Origin of the sequence: Mucilaginibacter agri (genome assembly GCF_009928685.1) — a bacterium.
GTDB lineage: Bacteria > Bacteroidota > Bacteroidia > Sphingobacteriales > Sphingobacteriaceae > Mucilaginibacter > Mucilaginibacter agri.
Genome location: NZ_WWEO01000045.1, coordinates 964,636 through 983,021, shown reverse-complemented (window position 1 = coordinate 983,021; position 18,386 = coordinate 964,636). Strand labels below are relative to the sequence as shown.

Below are 18,386 nucleotides of genomic sequence, written 5' to 3'. Positions count from 1 at the left end.
ATGTTTAGCGTAATGGTTTAATGCCAGCTTTTTTGATACGGGCAATAACGTAATTGCCTAAATCAACGCCTTGTTTATTACCCTCTTCTATACTATCTGTATAGTGTATACCGCCGTAAAATCTCGATATAGAAGCTTCTGCAGCGGCCTGTTTAAAAGATGTAAAAGATCTTGCGTCAACGCCGAATGGAATCTCCGTGTCGTCTGTATAAGCAAATTTATCTCCCAGTAAATAAGTTAAAATAGTAGCCGACGAGTTAGACACAATGGCATGGCCGCTCGTATATTCCGGAAATGGAGGTGTTTGTAAAAATGGCCTCCAGGTAATATCAACATATTTGTTGATGTAAGTTTCGGGACGCAGGCGATTCGTCAAATACTTTTCGTCCCAACAGCAGATGAAGGTGTCCATAAGTGTTGCCGCTTCCATAGTTACTACCAATACAGATTGGTCAAAGGTTAGGTTAGCCTTTTTGACCGCCATTGCGGCAATGTTCATCCAATGCCCTCCGGGACTGATTTTTTTGAAACCAATGGACATATGCCCTGAAGTAGTAACCGCAAAAGGATTACAATCCCAAAATGACGCAATGAACAGCTGCTCGCGCGATGGATTTTTTGATACGTTGTAAACAGCCATTGCGAGTTTATAGAACTGGCTGGTACTATCTTTACTGAAAGCCACGGGGGGTGCAGGCTTAAATTGTGCTGCAGAATCGGCCATTAGAGGTTTAATGGAATTCCAATGTGGTTCAACGGCATCCATATAAGCCGGAGGGGTAGGGTACCAGCTTCCTTCGCCTTTTAATGGTGTATATCTCAGTTTAGCACTCAGCTTACCATAGTTATCTATTTTGGAGAAATTAATAACCTGGGCCGATGACTCTACCGCAACTTTAACAATTTTATCAATTGCCGCCTGGGTATAGTTTTGCCTTTTTAACTCCGCAATAAAGGTATCCTCATCCTCCTGAAGCATGTAGCCGGAGGGTAGCATGTTCTTAGCCGTTTCGTAAATAGCGTATTTAGCTGCAACGCGGTAATCAAAGTCTTTATTTGCTTTCGCTATTACAGAAGTAACAGGATATTCCCTGACAAAGGAGGCTAGCCCAGGTATCTGCGCGTTGTTTTGCGACACAATCTGGTAGGCGCTCATCATGGCATAGGCATAATACCGGGCAGCCACAGGTGGGCTTATAACATCGTGTATCATCACCATGTTAATTGCACTAACAACCGGAGCTATCTCAAGGTAAGCTGGCTGAGGCGCTTTGTAGGCTCGTGCTTGATGGCTTATTAATCCGAGTATGATTAGAAATTTACCTGTTTTTTTCATCTGTTGATCTTATAAAATTGAACAGGCTCGTTTGCAATGCCTAAAATTAGATAGTTGATATTATTGATCTTTATTTCAATCGCCGACTTTACATCGCCGGTTACAGAAAGTCCACTTGTTGATTGGTTAACGTAATTAAAGCCACCCTTACCGTCGCCTGTCAGTACACAGCCGTAGTTGGCATCAATTGCACCTAGCTTGAGGCGATTGTCAGTATGGTTACCTAATAATAACAGGTCAACCTTCTTATCATTGTTTAAATCGGAAGTAATAATTTGCGTAACTGGAGCAAACTGGGCCTCTATAGGCAAATCGGTGTTAGTGAATTTGCCGTTGTGAAATAAGAAGCACGTGGTTTGTAAAGTGTTTGCGGAAAGTTTGCCGCCTTTCTGCAATTGCTCGGGCGTAAATATTTCTTTCATGCCTACATCTGCATATGCTTTGTATGATCCAAACTTCTTTCGCATGGGATAGATTTGCTCATTCAGCTCGTCGCGACTTACAAATGGATAGCTTGTGCCCTGCACATAAAAGTTTAGGAACGGATCAATTGATCCGTTACCGTCATAATCATCAAAATAGAGTTCTACAGGTTGATCATCAGATGCGCGGATCTGGGTGTTTAGCCCCATATTTCCGGCAATGAGATCCGGGTTCCCGTCACCGTCGATATCCGCAACCGCTAAGGACGACCAAAAGCCGCTCTGCGGTTTATCAAAATACTTAGCAGTGTTCTCTACAAAGCCTGTTTTGGTGTTTAAGAATATCTTGATAGGCATCATTTCTCCGCATAGCACCAGGTCTTTACGGCCATCTTTATCAACGTCTATCCATTGGGCATCCGTTATCATACCCAAATTAGCAAAAGGAACGTCTATTGAAGTAAAATAACCTTTGCCATCATTTACCAACAGATAGCTCTTCGGGGCAAGTGGGTATTGACCGGGAATAACGCGTCCACCTATAAACAGGTCCATATCTCCATCGCCGTCGAAATCGCAGGCACGGATACAAGACTTACTGCTTGCCGAAGTATTAGGAGAGGGTGTTAGGTTGAAGCCGCCTTTTCCGTTGTTAATATATAATTGATCTTGTAGATCGGGCGTGTTAGGCTCATATAAACTGTAACCTCCTTTAGCCACATACAGATCCGGGTATCCATCGCCATTAGCGTCAAAAAACAGCGCCGCAGATACTGTGGCTGTTTGCGCGCCGCCCGATAAATCAGTTGTTACAAATTTACCATCGCGTTGCTGCAGCATTATTTTGCCGGGCGATTGCTGATCTCCGCTGATAAATAGATCTTCAAGCCCATCCTTGTTGACGTCAGCTTTAGCCATCACCGGCGAAGTTTTAGAATACATAAATAGCATCAACAGTTGACGTTTAAAATCGTTAATGGTATTGTCTTGCGGCTTGTAGTTAAACAACGGTTCTACATTAGTAAACAGGGGAGTAGTTTTAGCGCTCTGTGATTTATTAGTAATCTTTTCGGGGTTATAATTGACTATAAGCCGCTGATTAGCATCAACGTGTGTCAAAGTTTGCTTACCGCCGCCTGGCCATGAAATATTTAAAGAATCAACCTGTTTGTCTGAGCCTAAACCAAAGGTTAAGACTGTTGATACGCTCGAAAGATAGCCCCGACCGGGATTAACTTCCTGGTATTGAATTTTTCCTCCTGTACGCAAAGTTACTTTTGCTCCCACCGCGTTGACGTTGCCGTTGGTGCCTTTTAGTTTAATGCTTAAAAAATTGCCCGTGTTGTTTTCCCGCGAGGTGTTTTTATAGATGGTAGCCTCTTCGTTAATGTTGTTTACAATGAGGTCCAAGTCGCCATCATTGTCCAGATCAGCATAAACGGCTCCGTTTGAAATGCTTGAATTGTTGATACCCCAATTTTGCTGTTCGTTGGTAAAAGTTAGGTCGTGGTTATTTTTATATATGTAGTTGGGTAGTTTGGTTGAGGGCATTGCACTAACCAGATCCATCAGTAAGAATGGTTCGCGTGCCATGGCTTTCTTTATTTTGTAGTCGCCCCAGTAACGTAAAAAGTCTTTATTGGTGTAGTCGCGCAGATATCCGTTGGTTATAAAAATGTCTTTATAACCATCATTATCAAAATCAGCTATCAATGGGCACCAGCTCCAGTCCGTAGCCGAAACCCCGGCCAGTTGGGCAATCTCGCTGAATGTGCCATTGCCATTATTTAGCTGCAACATATTGCGCATATATTGTTTATAGAGGTCCTGATTGATCATCAATTCAAAGGACTCATAGCTTTCTTCTAATTGAAGCGTTTTTCGGCGGTGGTTGTCTTCCGGTAACATATCCAGCGTAAGGATGTCCGGAAAACCATCGTTGTTGTAGTCGGCAATATCCACACCCATGGAGAAGTGCGACATGTGCCTTAAATATTTTTGTGATTGCTCCGAAAATGTACCATCGTGGTTATTGATGTACATGTAATCGGGCTCGTTGTAGTCGTTGGTAACGTAAATGTCAGGCCATCCATCCTGGTTTATATCCGCGATAGCTAATCCTAAACCGAAAGTAAGGGGGTTTTGAATAATACCTGCTTTTTTTGAGACATCGGTAAACGTACCATTGCCATTATTTTGAAATAATTTGTTGCCGGCATACTCGTCTGTTTGGTTACGGTATTTGGCAAACTCCATATTGTCGATCTTTTTAATGTTGTGGTTAATCAGCATCATATCCAGATCGCCGTCGTTGTCATAGTCAAAAAAAGCAGCCTGCGTACTATATCCGGGATCGTCTAATCCGTAGGCTTTTGCCTTCTCGGTAAAAGTTAAATTACCGTTGTTGATAAATAATTGGTTCCTCCTCTTTTCAGGGCCTGTGTTGCCGGAGTAGCATACATAAATGTCTATTAAGCCGTCTCCGTTAACATCGGCCATCGTAACACCGGTTTTCCAATCACCCGCTCTGCCTTCCAATTCTTTAGCCGCCGTTTTGGTGATATCCTTAAACTTCATACCGCCCATGTTGAGGTAAAGCTTATTAGGAGACATGTTACCTGTGAAAAATAGATCTTCCAGGCCGTCGTTGTTAATATCGCCTACCGCCACGCCGCCACCATTGTAAAAGTATTCGTACGACAGTACGTTTTTGTTTTCATTTTCGCTAATGGCGTTGTTGAAATGGATATTGGTTTGCGCCGACCCGAGTATTTGAAACAACGGTTGAGATACTTGCGCACATGTTAAATCCGCAGTAAGAAGCAGAGTTGCGGTAACACCAGCGCTTAAGAGCGTTAAAATTTTAGGACGAGTTACTTTAATATTGGGCATAAAAACAGGTTGTAAAACCCAGATAATACAATAGTTTAAATCAAATGCAATTTACAAACTTCTATAAACGAACAAGGAGACATTATGTCTCCCTGTTCGTAGAAAAGTATGAAATCTTATTTATCCCACCAAACTCTTGTAGCAAAGTTATCCGCGCCTTGACGGGATACTGCTGCCGAATAGTTTGTACCATTGGTTTGTGGTAATGTAATAGGATAAGGCATTCTGCGAGGAATTTGTCCGGTGATGTATTGACCTGGGTAAGTAACAGGTGTTAATACAGGGTAACCAGATCTTCTCCAGTTAGCATAAGTTTCGTTGAAATCGAATACAGTTGAAGCGGCAACCCAGTATTCGGTATTGATCTGCTGTAATGCAGTACCAGCTACTAATGGGTGTGCAGCAACGTAAGTTGCAATATCAGCGTCGCTAACAGTTGCGGCAGCTGATGTATTTAGCTGAGCAAGCGCTTTCATGTCTGCAGTTAATGCATTTGCAAAGTGAGTTGCAGCGTTACCGGTATTCCAACCTCTGGTTGCAGCTTCTGCTAACAATAACTCAGTTTCGCCATAAGTTAACATGATGTTGTTCATGTTACGATCGTCATAAACCGCAAAACGAGGGCGTGAATATTTGCCATCTGGTGCAGCAGCATCACCTGTAACAGCTGGATTAGCAGGGCTTGTGCCAGGGTAATTAGGTGCTTTTGAAATATCAGTTGCACCGCCAGCTTGGTCATAGCCATTTGGCATACCAATTTGCAGGCTTGCAGTATTGATACCTGCGGCTTGAGTTTCGTTTGCAGCTTTACCAGTACCCGCAGATATTTCGGCAATAGCACTGATACGTGGATCGTTGTTAGCTATTAAATAATCCATAAGCGTTTTAGACCAACGAACTTCTCTAAAGTCGTCTGGTACTAATAACGCGGCAGCGTTTGCGTTACCATTGCTGTTAGCGTAATCTGCCTGTGCTTTTGCGTTATCAGCAACCGCTGTCATAGTACCACCTGCATAAGCCATTTCAGCATATTTTTGTGCAGTAGCCGGGTCAACTTTTGTTAAACGCATAGCAACGCGTAACATTAAAGAGTAACCCAGTTTTTTCCATTGTGCAATATTACCTCCGTAAAACAAATCTGCTGTAGGAGTAGCTTTAGAAGCATCTAACGCTGTTACCGCAGTTGCCAGTTGGCTTAACATTGAAGTATAGACAGACTGTTGAGTATCAAAAACCGGTTGTGTGATGCCGCTTTTTGCCTGGCCTTCTTGCGAGTATGGAATGTCGCCATATAAATCGGTAACACGCTCTAAGAAAAGCACACGTAAAATGCTGCCACAGTTATCAAGGTTGGTATAAGCTGCGTTTCCTTTTACAAGGTTTTTCATCTCATCAATAAGCGATACTGCACCATAACTGGTGTTCCAGGTACGGTTGTAATAACCGGTACCACTACCTCTAAGTACATATTTATCACCGTTACCATAATAGTCGTAGGTAGATGACAAACCTTGTATCCACATACTTTGAAATAACAACTGGTCGTAACCTGTGTTCGAAAACTGGAATTCAGCTTGCGACATCAGGAAATTTGGGTTAAATAGGTCAGCCGTAGTTTTATTAGGGTCGGTGTTGATTTCGTCGAAATTCTTCGTACAGCTAGACATTAAAACGCTACCCGCGAGGATAAAACTATATATATGTCGTTTTTTCATGGTCTTTTAGTTTTTTAGTTTGAAGTTAAGGTTGAAACCGTAAGTTCTGGTTTGTGGTAAGCTTGTACCTTCGATACCGCTATACTGAATAGTGTTAGCGAAGCCAGATTCAGGGTCGATGTTATCAGTGTGTTTCATGATAGTCCATAAGTTACGACCAACAAGTGAAACTGTGATACTGCTGAATGGGGTACTTGCCAATGTTTGTTTTGGAATGTTGTAACCAAAAGTAATTTGGCGTAGTTTAATAAAGCTTGCATCTAAAACGTTAAGAGCAGAAATTCTGCGGGCAAGTTCCTGGTAGTAAGTTTCTGCAGGTACGCTCACTGTGTTTTGAGCACCGCTTGCAGTTACACCAGCAGCAACAACGCCACCTTCACGACCTTCTAAAGTCATTTTGTTTAAACCACGGTAGATACTGTAGTAGTTAGTTGCAGAAAGGATTTTGCTTCCGAAACGATAGTCAACTAAGAAAGATAAATTGAATTGTTTGTAGTTGAATGTGTTGGTTAAACCGCCATAGATTTTAGGAATAGTAGAACCCATTGGTTTAAGCGCACCTTGAACAGGGATACCGTTTGCATCAACAATGATTTGTCCGGCTGCGTTGCGAGCATAGTCATACGCCATAATTTGAGGTCCTGACATACCTGCTACTAATGCAGTGCTTGCGTTTAACGGACGGTAGGTACCAAATGAAATATTTGAGTTGGTTACACCATCTGTTTGAACAATTTTGTTTTTAACATAGGTAAAGTTGAATGATGGAGTCCATCTGAAGCTGCCAGATCTAACTGGAGTGCCGTGTAACTCAACCTCGATACCTTTGTTTTGAGTTGAACCTGTACCAATGTAGCTGTTAGTGTAACCGCTTGAAACATCGATGGTACTGTTGATGATCTCGTTGTGCGTTCTACGAGAGAAAGCAGATATATCAAAACCAAAGCGATCTCCCCAGAATTTCATCTCTGTACCTATCTCAACCTCTTTTAAAGTAAATGGCTTTAAAAATAAGTTTGGTAGTTGCTGGCTGAATCCACCTGCAGGTGTACCGTTAATAGAGTTATTTACAGAATAGTATACCTGGTTAGCATAAGCTGTTGCATCGTTACTGGTTTGAGCATAAGATAAACGGATCTTACCAAAGTCAACCCCGTTCATTTTGTACAAATCAGAGAAGATGAAGCTACCGGTAACCGATGGAGAGAAAATGCCTCTGCCAACGCTGCTAGAGATACTGCTGTAAGTATCGTAACGGCCGGTAGTACTCAATACTAAGTAATCTTTAATCGCAAAGTCTGCAGAGTAGTAAGCAGAGTTTACTTGAGTTTTGTTCGGAACCGGATTGCTTACATAACCACTATTACGGCTTGCAAAGTTGTTTAAGCTGTAAAAATATGGAATGATAAAGCCACCGTTACCGGCAATAGAAGTACCTGTATAGTTGTTTTTACGAATGTTACCACCCACAGATAAGTCTAAGTTAACCCAATCCTTAATCAGATCGTGTTTTGCGTTGATTAACGCGTCTGCGTTAAACTCGGTAGTTGCGGTATTATATTGAGTCATTGTACCGTTATCACTGCGATAAGCTGTTCCGGTTGGCTCAATATTGATACGTTCATCATTGCTATTATCATAACCGATACGAGCTTGTGCAAATATCCAGTTAGTAATGTTGTATTTAGCAGATAATGAAGATATTAAACGTTTTCTTTGCAGATTATTAACAAAGTTGTAAGCTGCAAAATAAGGGTTGGTAGCATAAGTATCATTAGTGAACGACATCTCTTTGCCATTAGCAAGCGTACCAGGAGCTAAAATATGTTGATCCTCGTTCGGTGCAAGGTAAACTCCGTTGTTAGGGTTACCTGGTCCATCGCTTAAGCTCGATCTGTTTTTTGAGTTTTCGAGCACATAGTTGGCAACAACGTTAACTTCTAATTGCTTGGTTACATTGCTGCTACCATTAAAGTTGAAAGTCTTTCTATCCAGATAGCTGTTTGGTACGATAGAGTTGGCACGTAAGTCTGATAAAGACAAACGGAATGCACCACTTTCGCCACCATTAGTTAATGATACGGTATTGGTAAAGCTTGGAGCTGTTCTGTAGAAAGAAAGATAATTATTGTCTTTGCTAACTGGAGAGTAGGCATAGCTCTTACCATCAAACTGGATAACCTGCGAACCGTCCATTTTGGCACCCCAAGCTAAGCTACCAGATGATAATGCACCTGCCGCTGTTGTTGGTTTTAAGCCATTTTCACCTTGTCCATAAATTTGTTGGAAGTCTGTATTATCTACAGCTTTATCGATTTGTACGTTGCTGTTCACTTCTACGCCGAAACCAGAGTTTTTCTTACCGGTTTTAGTGGTAATTAAAATTACACCGTTTACAGCACGCGAACCGTATAGCGCAGATGCCGACTGACCTTTTAGTACAGTCATCGTTTCGATATCATCCGGGTTAATGTTTGAGATACCATCACCTAAGTCAGCACCGCCCCACTCGCTCGAAGCACCACGTTGCGTGTTATCCATTGGCACGCCGTTGATAACGTATAACGGGCTGCTTGCGCTAAAGCTGGTTAAACCACGAAGCAATACTCTTGAAGAAGAACCAGGGCCACCATTTGAACCACCCACACTTAAACCAGCAACCTGGCCTTCTAATGACAGGGCCACGTTGGTTTCTCTGGCTTTATTCAATGTTTCACCACCAACGGTAGAAACTGCATAACCAAGTTTCTTTTCGTCTTTTTTCAAACCTAACGCAGTTACTACAACCTCGCTTAATGCATTGGTTGATGCAATCATTCTAACATTAATACTGGTTTTACCGGCAACAGATACTTCTTGTGTGGTGTAGCCAATGTAAGAAAGCACCAATACAGCATTGTCTGGCGTAGTAATGGTAAAACGGCCATTCACATCTGTAACTACACCGTTTGTAGCGCCTTTAACTTTTACAGAAACACCAATAAGGGCTTCTCCCTTATCATCTACTACTTTACCGGTAATTTTTTGGTCTGCTTTATTTTTTAATGTATTCACGGCCTTATAGGCTGATAAACTTAATGCCGACTTCGATGCATTGACCGCTGCGGAAGCATCTAAGCCGAGAAACAATAAGGACGCGAGCGCGAATTTTGCGGTTAGGCAGGCCCTTGGGGAGCTCTGTTTAACCGGCTTGTCGTGCAGGTAATTGTTAAATTTCATACTTGTCTTAAGGGTTTGTTTAGTTAAAATTTATTCGTGTTTCGTGAATTAAAAGTGTGCATTCACGATGTTTAGTTGTTTTTTTTGAAAGCAACCGCTACAGTTGGTCTCAAAATGGGTGGGGGCGTTTTTTACTTCATTAATTAATAGTTAGATGAGTTAATCAGTTTAATATTATTAGTTATATTAGTAACACACTGGCCATTTAACGTAAAAATCCACTGCAATCGATGTCATAGCACGGTCTGCAATGATATTTCTTTGCAATTCGTTTAAAACTTTTACGAATATTTTATTATGTCATATTAATTAATAGTTAGTGTCAATATGACGCATCCTAAAGTAACGTTTAATTTACAAATTATGAAATACTTTCTAAAAAAATTAAAAAGTATTGCATATTTAATTATTCTTTTAGAAAAATCGCTAAGTTTACCGTGTTATGTCATCAAAAAAAGTAGCCTTTCTTATCAACAATAGTGAAATTATTAAGTGTTTGTATTACACTAAGGTCTTAACCAGCCCCGAAGTAAGTGTTTTGGCTGGTAAAAGCATCCCTTATGTGATAAAAGTTTTGACAGAACTTAAAAAAGAGGGGTATGTTGAGGAAAAAGGTCTCGCAAACTCGAGTGGAGGCAGAAAACCTTTAAGTTATTCTCTGAATCCGAACTCGCACTACATATTATCAGTGGCGATGGATCAATTTCGGGCACAAATGGTGGTTGTGGACATGAATAATACCTTCATTAGCGAAATTTTTGGTTATGAATATAATATAAATGAATTAACACCAGCAGATTTGACGGATCAAATCACGGGTTTTATAAAAAATACAGGTATAGCAACTACCGACATTATAGGCGTAGGCTTAACGATGCCGGGATTTATCGATACCGAAAGAGGCATTAATTATACCTATACGAATTTTGAGGGTGTATCAATTGTTGACAGTCTGCAGGAAAGCCTAGGTATACCTGTATTCCTTGAGAATGATTCTACCGCTATTGCATTGGCAGAACAGAAGTTTGGAATTGCTGCAAATGAAAAAAATCTAATGGTGTTAAACCTTGGTTGGGGCATAGGGTTGGGGATGATATTAAACAACCAGATTTTTAGGGGTAATAATGGTTTAGCGGGTGAGTTCAGCCATATTCCGCTATTTAAAAATGGTAAACTTTGTAATTGTGGTAAGCACGGCTGTCTAGAAACCGAGGCGTCTTTAATAGCTATAACGGCCAGTGCAAAAAACGGTATTGAACAAGGCTTAACTACCAGTTTGGCCAAATACGCAGAAATAAATGTGGATATTATAATGAGTGAGGCGCTTAAGGGGGATGTGTTCTCTGTAAAACTGATCTCTGAAGCTGCTTATCATGTAGGCGAAGGGCTTGCTATTCTTATACACTTAATGAATCCAGGTGCTATTGTATTAAGTGGGCGTGGCAGTGTTGTAGGTAAACTTTGGTTGGCCCCTATACAACAAGCTATTAACGAGCATTGCATACCAATGCTCACCAACTTTACCGAATTTAAGATATCGAACCTCAGCACCAAAGCCCAGTTAATAGGAGGCGCGGCACTTGTGGTAGAAAACTTCGGCAAAACACTCGAAGATAAATTAAATGTATTAGGCGTCCCCATTTTGGCGGATGCTGGTTAAAAATGATGTTTAAATTTCCGAAATATACTTTTATAGCTTTTACAGCAATTAGCTGTTTAACAGGATTAAATGCTGCGCATGCACAGCAGCATAATATGTCTAAGCAATACCAAAAGCCCGACGACCAGGCGGTGCAGCAAAAATTGGATCAATGGCAGGATCTTAAGTTCGGCCTTTTTATGCACTGGGGTACATACAGCGAATGGGGGGTGGTAGAAAGCTGGAGCATTTGCCCCGAAGATGAAGGGTGGACACAGCGTAAAGGCCCACACGGAGCAACCTACGACGGTTACAAAAAGGCCTACGAAAATCTGCAAACCACTTTTAACCCCGTAAAATTTGATCCCGACAAATGGGTTAAGGCCGCAAAATTTGCCGGCATGAAATACATGATCTTTACTACCAAACATCACGACGGTTTCTCGATGTTTGATACCAAACAAACAGATTATAAGATAACTGACAGCAAAACGCCCTTCTCGAAAAATCCGAAAGCAAACGTTACCAAAGAGATATTCAACAGCTTTAGGAAAGAAAATTTTATGATCGGCGCTTATTTCTCAAAGCCCGATTGGCACTCGCCCGAATATTGGTGGCCGTATTTTCCGCCAAAGGATCGTAACGTTAATTATGATCCGGAGAAATATCCTGAGCATTGGCAGAAATTTAAAGACTTTACATACAATCAGATCGAGGAGTTAATGACTGGTTATGGCAAGGTAGATATTCTTTGGCTCGACGGTGGTTGGGTTAGGCCCAAAAATACAATCGATACTGCAATCGATTGGCAGAGGGGTATCAAGTTTAACCAGGACATCGATATGCCCAAAATTGCTGGCATGGCCCGCAAAAATCAGCCAGGTTTAATTGTGGTTGATCGTACCGTGTCGGGTCAATACGAAAATTATACCACACCAGAACAAGAAGTACCTGCTACACCGCTAAGTAATCCATGGGAAACTTGTATGACGATGGGCAACTCCTGGAGCTATGTGCCCGGAGATCATTATAAATCTACCCATGATATTGTGCAGTTACTGGTTAAGGTGGTATCTCGCGGTGGTAATTTACTAATGAACATTGGCCCCGGACCGGATGGCGACTGGGCCGACGAGGCATACGACCGTTTAAACGGTATTGGTAACTGGATGAAAATTAATGGGGAAGGTATCTATAACTCCAGATCGGTAGCACCCTATTCGGCCGGCGATATTTATTACACTAAAAACAAAGATCACAACCGTATTTACGCTTTTGTATTAACAAAGCAAGAAAAGGTAGACCTACCCGCATCTTTAAAAATTCCGCTTAATGATATCAAAAAAGTGAAAAAGGTTACGCTGCTTGGCTCCGCTCAGAAAGTGAAATGGAAAGACAGTGCTGATGGTATTGAATTAAGTATACCTGCATCATTTAACCAAATTGGGCTTAAACAAGCGGCTTGTTTTGCAATAGACTATTAATTTAAAATCTCCATACCCTTGAAACATTACATTAAACGCAGTTCCAATTCATCAAATAAAGGCAAAGCAGTATACCAGGTTATATTATTCACCATTTTAACCGTTTTCGGTTATATACCGTTTTCTAATGCCCAATCCAGCTACGAACTAAATACCGGTTGGAAATGTGCTCCCATATCTGAAATTAAGGCGGATGGTAAGACAATTTCGGCGGCTAATTTCTCTTTAAATGCGTGGCAGCCTGCTACCGTTCCAGGCACGGTTTTAACAACCATGCTTAACAATAAAAAGGTACCCGATCCTTTTTACGGTATGAATAATGAGAAAATCAAAGATATCTACACCACCGGCAGGGATTTTTACACCTATTGGTTTGTAAAGGATTTTAAAGAAACTGCTCCTTCTGCCGACGGACAAGTTTATCTAAATCTTCGCGGTGTTAACTATAGCTGCGATATTTTTTTAAACGGCAAAAAACTAAATCCGCAAACACACTATGGAATGTTTTTGCGCCAGTCTTATAATATTACATCGGCACTTAGTAAAAGCGGCCAAAATCGTTTAGCGGTATTGGTTTATCCTCCAGATCCGGTTGGTAATCCTAATGGCGGTCAGGGCGGCGACGGCAGAATTGCCAAAGGCGTTGGCCTACAGTATACAGCAGGTTGGGATTGGATTCAACCCATGCGCGATCGTAATACAGGTATCTGGGATAAAGTGACCATCGAAAAAACTGGTGCTATTAACCTCATTAATCCACATGTGGTCACTGTTGTACCAGGCGTGCGCCATGTGGATGGTGTGCAACAACCTGCTATTATTAAAGCTTCGGCAGAATTACAAAACCCAACAGCTAAGCCGGTAAAAGGTGTTTTAGAGTATATACTCGATGGCAATAAAGTGTCAAAAATGGTTACTATTCAGCCTAATACTACGCTTGAAGTAGCACTGAATGATTTTGCTTTTAAAAATCCTAAACTTTGGTGGCCAAATGGCTACGGGCCTCAAAATCTGTATGATTTGAAAATGCAGTTTGTTACCGATGGGGGCAAGGTTTCTGATCAGGAAAATATTTCGGTAGGGGTAAGAGAAATTACTACCAATTGGAACAGCGAAACGCATAGTCGTTATGTGATGGTAAATGGTCAGAAAGTGTTTATCAAAGGTGGTAACTGGATTATTTCTGATGCGATGCTGCGTTTTTCTGACGCGAGATATGATGCAGAGGTTCGTTTTCATCGCGATATGAATCTAAACCTGATAAGGGTTTGGGGCGGCGCGCTTGTAGAACGTCCCGAATTTTACAAGGCTTGCGACAAATATGGTATGTTAGTTTTTCAGGATTTCTGGATCTCGGGCGATGCTGATGGAAAATGGCTCGACCCCATGAAGGCCGAAGATCAATGGACACGCAGAAAGTATCCGGACGATCATAAACTGTATTTAAAATCGGTTGCTGATCAGGTAAAAATGGTACGCAACCACCCGTCACTAGCTATTTGGTGTGGTGGTAATGAGACAACTCCACCCGAAGATATTCTGCTTGCCGTTAGAGATACTATCATCCCAAAACTGGATGGCACCCGTTGGTTTGTTGAGTACTCGAACTCCGACCTCATGTCATTAAATACATTAGGAGGTAACGGTGATGGGCCTTATGGTATTCAGCCATTATCAACTTTTTGGGAAACCCGCACCTATCCTTTCAATTCGGAAGTTGGATCGGTTGGTGTGAGTGACTATGAATCTCTGCAGCGTTTTATTCCAAAAGAAAACCTTATTGCTCCGCAATATGAGGCAAATGGAAAAAGCAGGGTTGATTCTGTTTGGGACTATCATAAATATATTGGGTATGATGCTTCTATTGAACCTTATGGAAAAGCTAAAGACGCTAAAGATTTTGCCGACAAAGCACAATTGGTAAATTATGATCAATATCGCGCCCTGATGGAGGGTTTCAGTTCGCACATGTGGAGTTGGTATACCGGAACAATTATCTGGAAAACCCAAAACCCGTGGACAGCCATGCGTGGCCAGATGTACGACTACTATTTAGATCCTAACGCCTGTTTATATGGCCTTCACAGCGGCAGTGAATTATTGCACGCGATGTATAACCCAATAAGCGGCATGGTTAGCCTTGTTAACAACGGATTTGAAACTAAACGCGATCTGATGCTTACCGCAAGAACTATCAATATGGATGGTAAGGATAGCCTGCTTACGCAGCTATTTGTAGAAGCGCAGCCATCGTCTTCAAAAGCATTTTTACCATTAAAATCTTCGATAGATAACCTGGCGAAAGACAAGGGTGTGTTTTTATGCCTGCAAATTTGGGATAAGAACAAGCAAAAGCTAAGCGAGAATATTTATTGGATACCAGATGAGCATGGCATTTATTCCGGCTTAAAGGAAATGAAAGTTGCTAAGCTGTCCACAACTGCCCGTCAGATTGCACCTGGTAAAATTGAAGTTACCTTGGCTAATCCGGGGAAAGCACCTTTGGCTTTCTTTAATCGTTTATCGCTGGTTGATCCTTCAACGCATAAGCGAATCTTGCCGGTATTTTATTCTGATAACTATGTTTCCGTTTTGCCTGAAAGCGAACGTAAAATTGTGTTAGACTACCAACCGCAACAGGGGCAGCAGATGCCACAAGTTTCTATATCAGGCTGGAACTTGCCTGAGCAGTTTATTGCTGTAAAATAAGTTCACTAAAGCGATGATGATGCCATTGTTGATATTGCCAACGATGATCATAAGATAATTAATCAACAGACCGGTAGCTATTCGGGCTACCGGTATTTATTCTTCTCCTCAAATTAAACAAATGACAAATTTATCCAGCTCGGCAGCCCTGCCTCAAGATTCCAAACGAAGTAATACCACAAATGCTATTTATATTATTGGTGCTCTCTTTTTCATTTTTGGTTTTGTAACCTGGATGAATTCTGTATTGATACCTTATCTAAAACTGGCCTGCGAGCTCAATAACTTTGAATCATACCTCGTAGCGTTTTCATTCTATATTTCATATTTGGTAATGGCCGTACCATCTGCGTGGCTGCTTAAGAAAACCGGTTTTAAAAACGGTATGTCGGTAGGTTTGGGTATTATGGCCTTAGGTGCTTTAATTTTTATCCCGGCCGCTTTAAACCGTACTTACATCTTGTTTTTATTGGGTCTGTTTGTCCAAGGCACGGGTTTGGCTGTGCTGCAAACCGCATCTAATCCATATATTACTATATTAGGGCCGCCCGAGAGCGCTGCCAAGCGCATCAGCATTATGGGTATCTGTAATAAAGTGGCAGGTTCTATTGCGCCAATTGTTTTAGGGGCCATTACCCTAAAAGATGCCGACGGCTTAAAAACAAGGTTAATAACAATGCCGGCAGCACAAAAAGCTGTTGAACTAAACGAATTGGCCCATCGCGTAATACTGCCTTACGTAATTATTATCGTCGTATTGGTTATCCTGGCTGTTTTGATTTCTTTTTCCAGCCTGCCCGAAATTGATACCGACCATGAAGACGAAGCAGTGGCTGCGGCTAATACTAATAAAACCAGTGTTTTTCAATTTCCACACTTGCTTTTAGGCGTGTTAACTTTGTTTTTATATGTTGGGGTAGAGGTATTGGCTGGCGATTCAATTATCAGCTATGGAGGTAGCCAGGGTATTCCATTATCTACTGCTAAATTCTTTACTACCTGTACGCTGTTAGGTATGATATTAGGGTACGTTACCGGTATCATCTGTATTCCGAAATTTTTTACTCAAGAGAAGGCTCTTAAAGTCTCTGCTGTTTTGGGCATAATTTTTTCATTGATTGCCATTTTTACAACAGGTTATATATCGGTTCTGTTTATTGCCTTACTGGGTATTGCAAACTCGCTTTTGTGGCCGGCCATCTGGCCGTTAGCAATTGCCGGCTTGGGGAGGTTTACCAAAATAGGTTCGTCGTTAATGATTATGGCTATTGCCGGCGGCGCGTTGATCCCGCTGGCTTACGGCCGTTTGGCAGATGTTGTTAACCCTACAAATGCCTATTGGATTTTGGTGCCATGTTATGTGTTTATTTTCTTTTATGCTGTAAAAGGACATAAAATAGGACTTGCCACAAGAGCCGAAATAAAAGAGACTTACCCAATTGCCGAGTAATGGTAAAGAGAATCGTTAAAACACACCTTATCAAAGGCTTGCTTCTGGCAATAGTGGCACTGGGAGCGACAACACCCTTAAAAGCCCAAAATGCTTTTAAAGGGTTGGAACACCTTTTTACCACACCTAAAAATTATGTAGTATCGCATACAGATGAGGTGATTAAGGTAGATGGCAATTTGCAGGAAGCTGCCTGGAAAAAAGCGGAGTGGACAACCAACTTTGTGGATATTGAAGGTGCTTTGAAACCGTTGCCGCAGTTTGATACGCAGGTAAAGATGCTGTGGAATGATTCTACCTTGTTTGTTGCCGCTAAGATGCAAGAACCACAGATTTGGGCGGCACAGAAACATCACGATGACCTCATATTTCACGACAATGATTTCGAAATATTTGTTAACCCGGTTAATAATACTACCGAGTACTTCGAGATAGAGGTAAACGCCATTAATAAAATATTCGATTTGTTTTTGCCGAAGGCGTACCGTGCCGGAGGGGATGCACTGATCAGTTGGGACGTGGCTGACTTAAAGTCAGCTGTAACCATCGATGGGACGTTAAACAATCCCAAGGACAAGGATAAAAGCTGGACAGTAGAAATGGCTATCCCGCTTAAAGCTATCAGGATGGGCTTTAACGCCAAAGGCCCGAAAGAAGGAGATATTTGGCGTATCAATTTTTCGCGAGTGGAGTGGGATACTGAAATAGTTGGCAACAAAAATGTGAAACTGACCGATGCAAATGGTAAAGCCCTTTCGGAACATAACTGGGTATGGTCGCCGCAGGGAATTATCGCAATGCATGCACCAGAGCGCTGGGGGTACCTTCAATTCACACGCAAGGAAAACACTGTATTTAAGTTGCCTTACGCAGAGTTACAAAAACAATACTTATGGCTGATCTATTATCGTCAGAAGGAGTTTCTTTCAAAGAATAAAAAATATGCAAACACTCTCGAAGAGTTACAAATTGATGCTAATCCAACTATCAACGGATTGAGCAATCAGTTAGAGATGCAAACAGGTGGCAAACATTTTACGGCCGCAGTTAAGGCCAACGGCCAAAATACCATCGAGATTAATGACGAGGGATTTATAAGCCTGCCTAACCAATAACCAGAGGCGGCCGGTTATTTAAAAGCAGGAATAGTTTTTTGAAAAGACTATTCCTGCTTTTTATTTCAGAGGATTTCTTCAATAATTATATAAAAACCACTTGAAGTCCAATAATCAATCCTCCCTTTTACCCTAATAATCTTGAATTGCAATTAATATCGAGGCGCCCTTTCCCATTTTAAGCGTCATGATTAATAACGGATAAAGCAACCAAACCCGAAGTTTTCCACATTCACCTAAATTCGCGTTCCTTTTTTAAGTGTTGTTGTTACAATTGTAATTTTCTTACTACATTAGTTTGTAAATAAGCTAAATCATAGCAACCAATTAACCAATCGTCGAAGGATTTTTTTTAGGTTACCGTTATAAAGATAAATCTTAAAGCACCACTTATTTCAAAGTGAT

General features: G+C 41.4%; 9 protein-coding genes. 5 read left to right on the top strand and 4 right to left on the bottom strand.

Annotated elements, in window-relative coordinates:
• Positions 1 to 4 precede the first annotated feature (4 nt).
• The 4 genes from GSY63_RS24085 to GSY63_RS24070 all read right to left on the bottom strand — a co-directional run bounded on the left by GSY63_RS24085 (position 5) and on the right by GSY63_RS24070 (position 9,584).
• Complete coding sequence (locus tag GSY63_RS24085) at positions 5 to 1,336, bottom strand: vanadium-dependent haloperoxidase (RefSeq protein ID WP_166588396.1); 1,332 nt, start codon at positions 1,334 to 1,336, stop codon at positions 5 to 7.
• Positions 1,333 to 4,650 (bottom strand): VCBS repeat-containing protein, encoded by a 3,318-nt coding sequence (locus tag GSY63_RS24080; protein ID WP_166588395.1) that lies wholly within the window; start codon positions 4,648 to 4,650, stop codon positions 1,333 to 1,335. The genes GSY63_RS24085 and GSY63_RS24080 overlap by 4 nt, the downstream gene beginning before the upstream one ends.
• Positions 4,651 to 4,766: 116 nt before the next feature.
• Positions 4,767 to 6,365, bottom strand: coding sequence for a SusD/RagB family nutrient-binding outer membrane lipoprotein (locus GSY63_RS24075; RefSeq protein ID WP_166588394.1), 1,599 nt, complete (start codon positions 6,363 to 6,365; stop codon positions 4,767 to 4,769).
• A 6-nt stretch (positions 6,366 to 6,371) separates the two neighbouring features.
• On the bottom strand, positions 6,372 to 9,584 hold the full coding sequence (locus tag GSY63_RS24070; protein WP_166588393.1) for a SusC/RagA family TonB-linked outer membrane protein: 3,213 nt from the start codon (positions 9,582 to 9,584) through the stop codon (positions 6,372 to 6,374).
• A gap of 442 nt (positions 9,585 to 10,026) precedes the next feature.
• Between GSY63_RS24070 and GSY63_RS24065 the strand changes: the two genes are divergently transcribed.
• The 5 genes from GSY63_RS24065 to GSY63_RS24045 all read left to right on the top strand — a co-directional run bounded on the left by GSY63_RS24065 (position 10,027) and on the right by GSY63_RS24045 (position 17,981).
• Positions 10,027 to 11,244 (top strand): ROK family protein, encoded by a 1,218-nt coding sequence (locus tag GSY63_RS24065; RefSeq protein WP_166588392.1) that lies wholly within the window; start codon positions 10,027 to 10,029, stop codon positions 11,242 to 11,244.
• Between the two features lie 2 nt (positions 11,245 to 11,246).
• A complete protein-coding gene (locus tag GSY63_RS24060) occupies positions 11,247 to 12,707 on the top strand; it encodes an alpha-L-fucosidase (protein ID WP_394367176.1) in 1,461 nt (486 codons plus the stop codon).
• 18 nt (positions 12,708 to 12,725) lie between these two features.
• Positions 12,726 to 15,416 carry a glycoside hydrolase family 2 protein gene (locus GSY63_RS24055; RefSeq protein ID WP_208094648.1) on the top strand — a complete coding sequence of 897 codons (2,691 nt, stop codon included), beginning with the start codon at positions 12,726 to 12,728 and terminating at the stop codon, positions 15,414 to 15,416.
• Positions 15,417 to 15,537: 121 nt separating this feature from the next.
• Entirely contained in the window at positions 15,538 to 16,866 is a 1,329-nt protein-coding gene (locus GSY63_RS24050) for a sugar MFS transporter (protein WP_166588391.1), read from the top strand.
• Positions 16,866 to 17,981, top strand: coding sequence for a carbohydrate-binding family 9-like protein (locus tag GSY63_RS24045; protein ID WP_166588390.1), 1,116 nt, complete (start codon positions 16,866 to 16,868; stop codon positions 17,979 to 17,981). Before GSY63_RS24050 ends, GSY63_RS24045 begins: the two co-directional genes overlap by 1 nt.
• The last annotated feature ends 405 nt before the right edge of the window (positions 17,982 to 18,386 follow it).

Coding starts and splice junctions, on each gene's coding strand:
- GSY63_RS24085 (WP_166588396.1), bottom strand. CDS start 1,336: ATGAAAAAAACAGGTAAATTTCTAATCATACTCGGATTAATAAGCCAT.
- GSY63_RS24080 (WP_166588395.1), bottom strand. CDS start 4,650: ATGCCCAATATTAAAGTAACTCGTCCTAAAATTTTAACGCTCTTAAGC.
- GSY63_RS24075 (WP_166588394.1), bottom strand. CDS start 6,365: ATGAAAAAACGACATATATATAGTTTTATCCTCGCGGGTAGCGTTTTA.
- GSY63_RS24070 (WP_166588393.1), bottom strand. CDS start 9,584: ATGAAATTTAACAATTACCTGCACGACAAGCCGGTTAAACAGAGCTCC.
- GSY63_RS24065 (WP_166588392.1), top strand. CDS start 10,027: ATGTCATCAAAAAAAGTAGCCTTTCTTATCAACAATAGTGAAATTATT.
- GSY63_RS24060 (WP_394367176.1), top strand. CDS start 11,247: ATGATGTTTAAATTTCCGAAATATACTTTTATAGCTTTTACAGCAATT.
- GSY63_RS24050 (WP_166588391.1), top strand. CDS start 15,538: ATGACAAATTTATCCAGCTCGGCAGCCCTGCCTCAAGATTCCAAACGA.
- GSY63_RS24045 (WP_166588390.1), top strand. CDS start 16,866: ATGGTAAAGAGAATCGTTAAAACACACCTTATCAAAGGCTTGCTTCTG.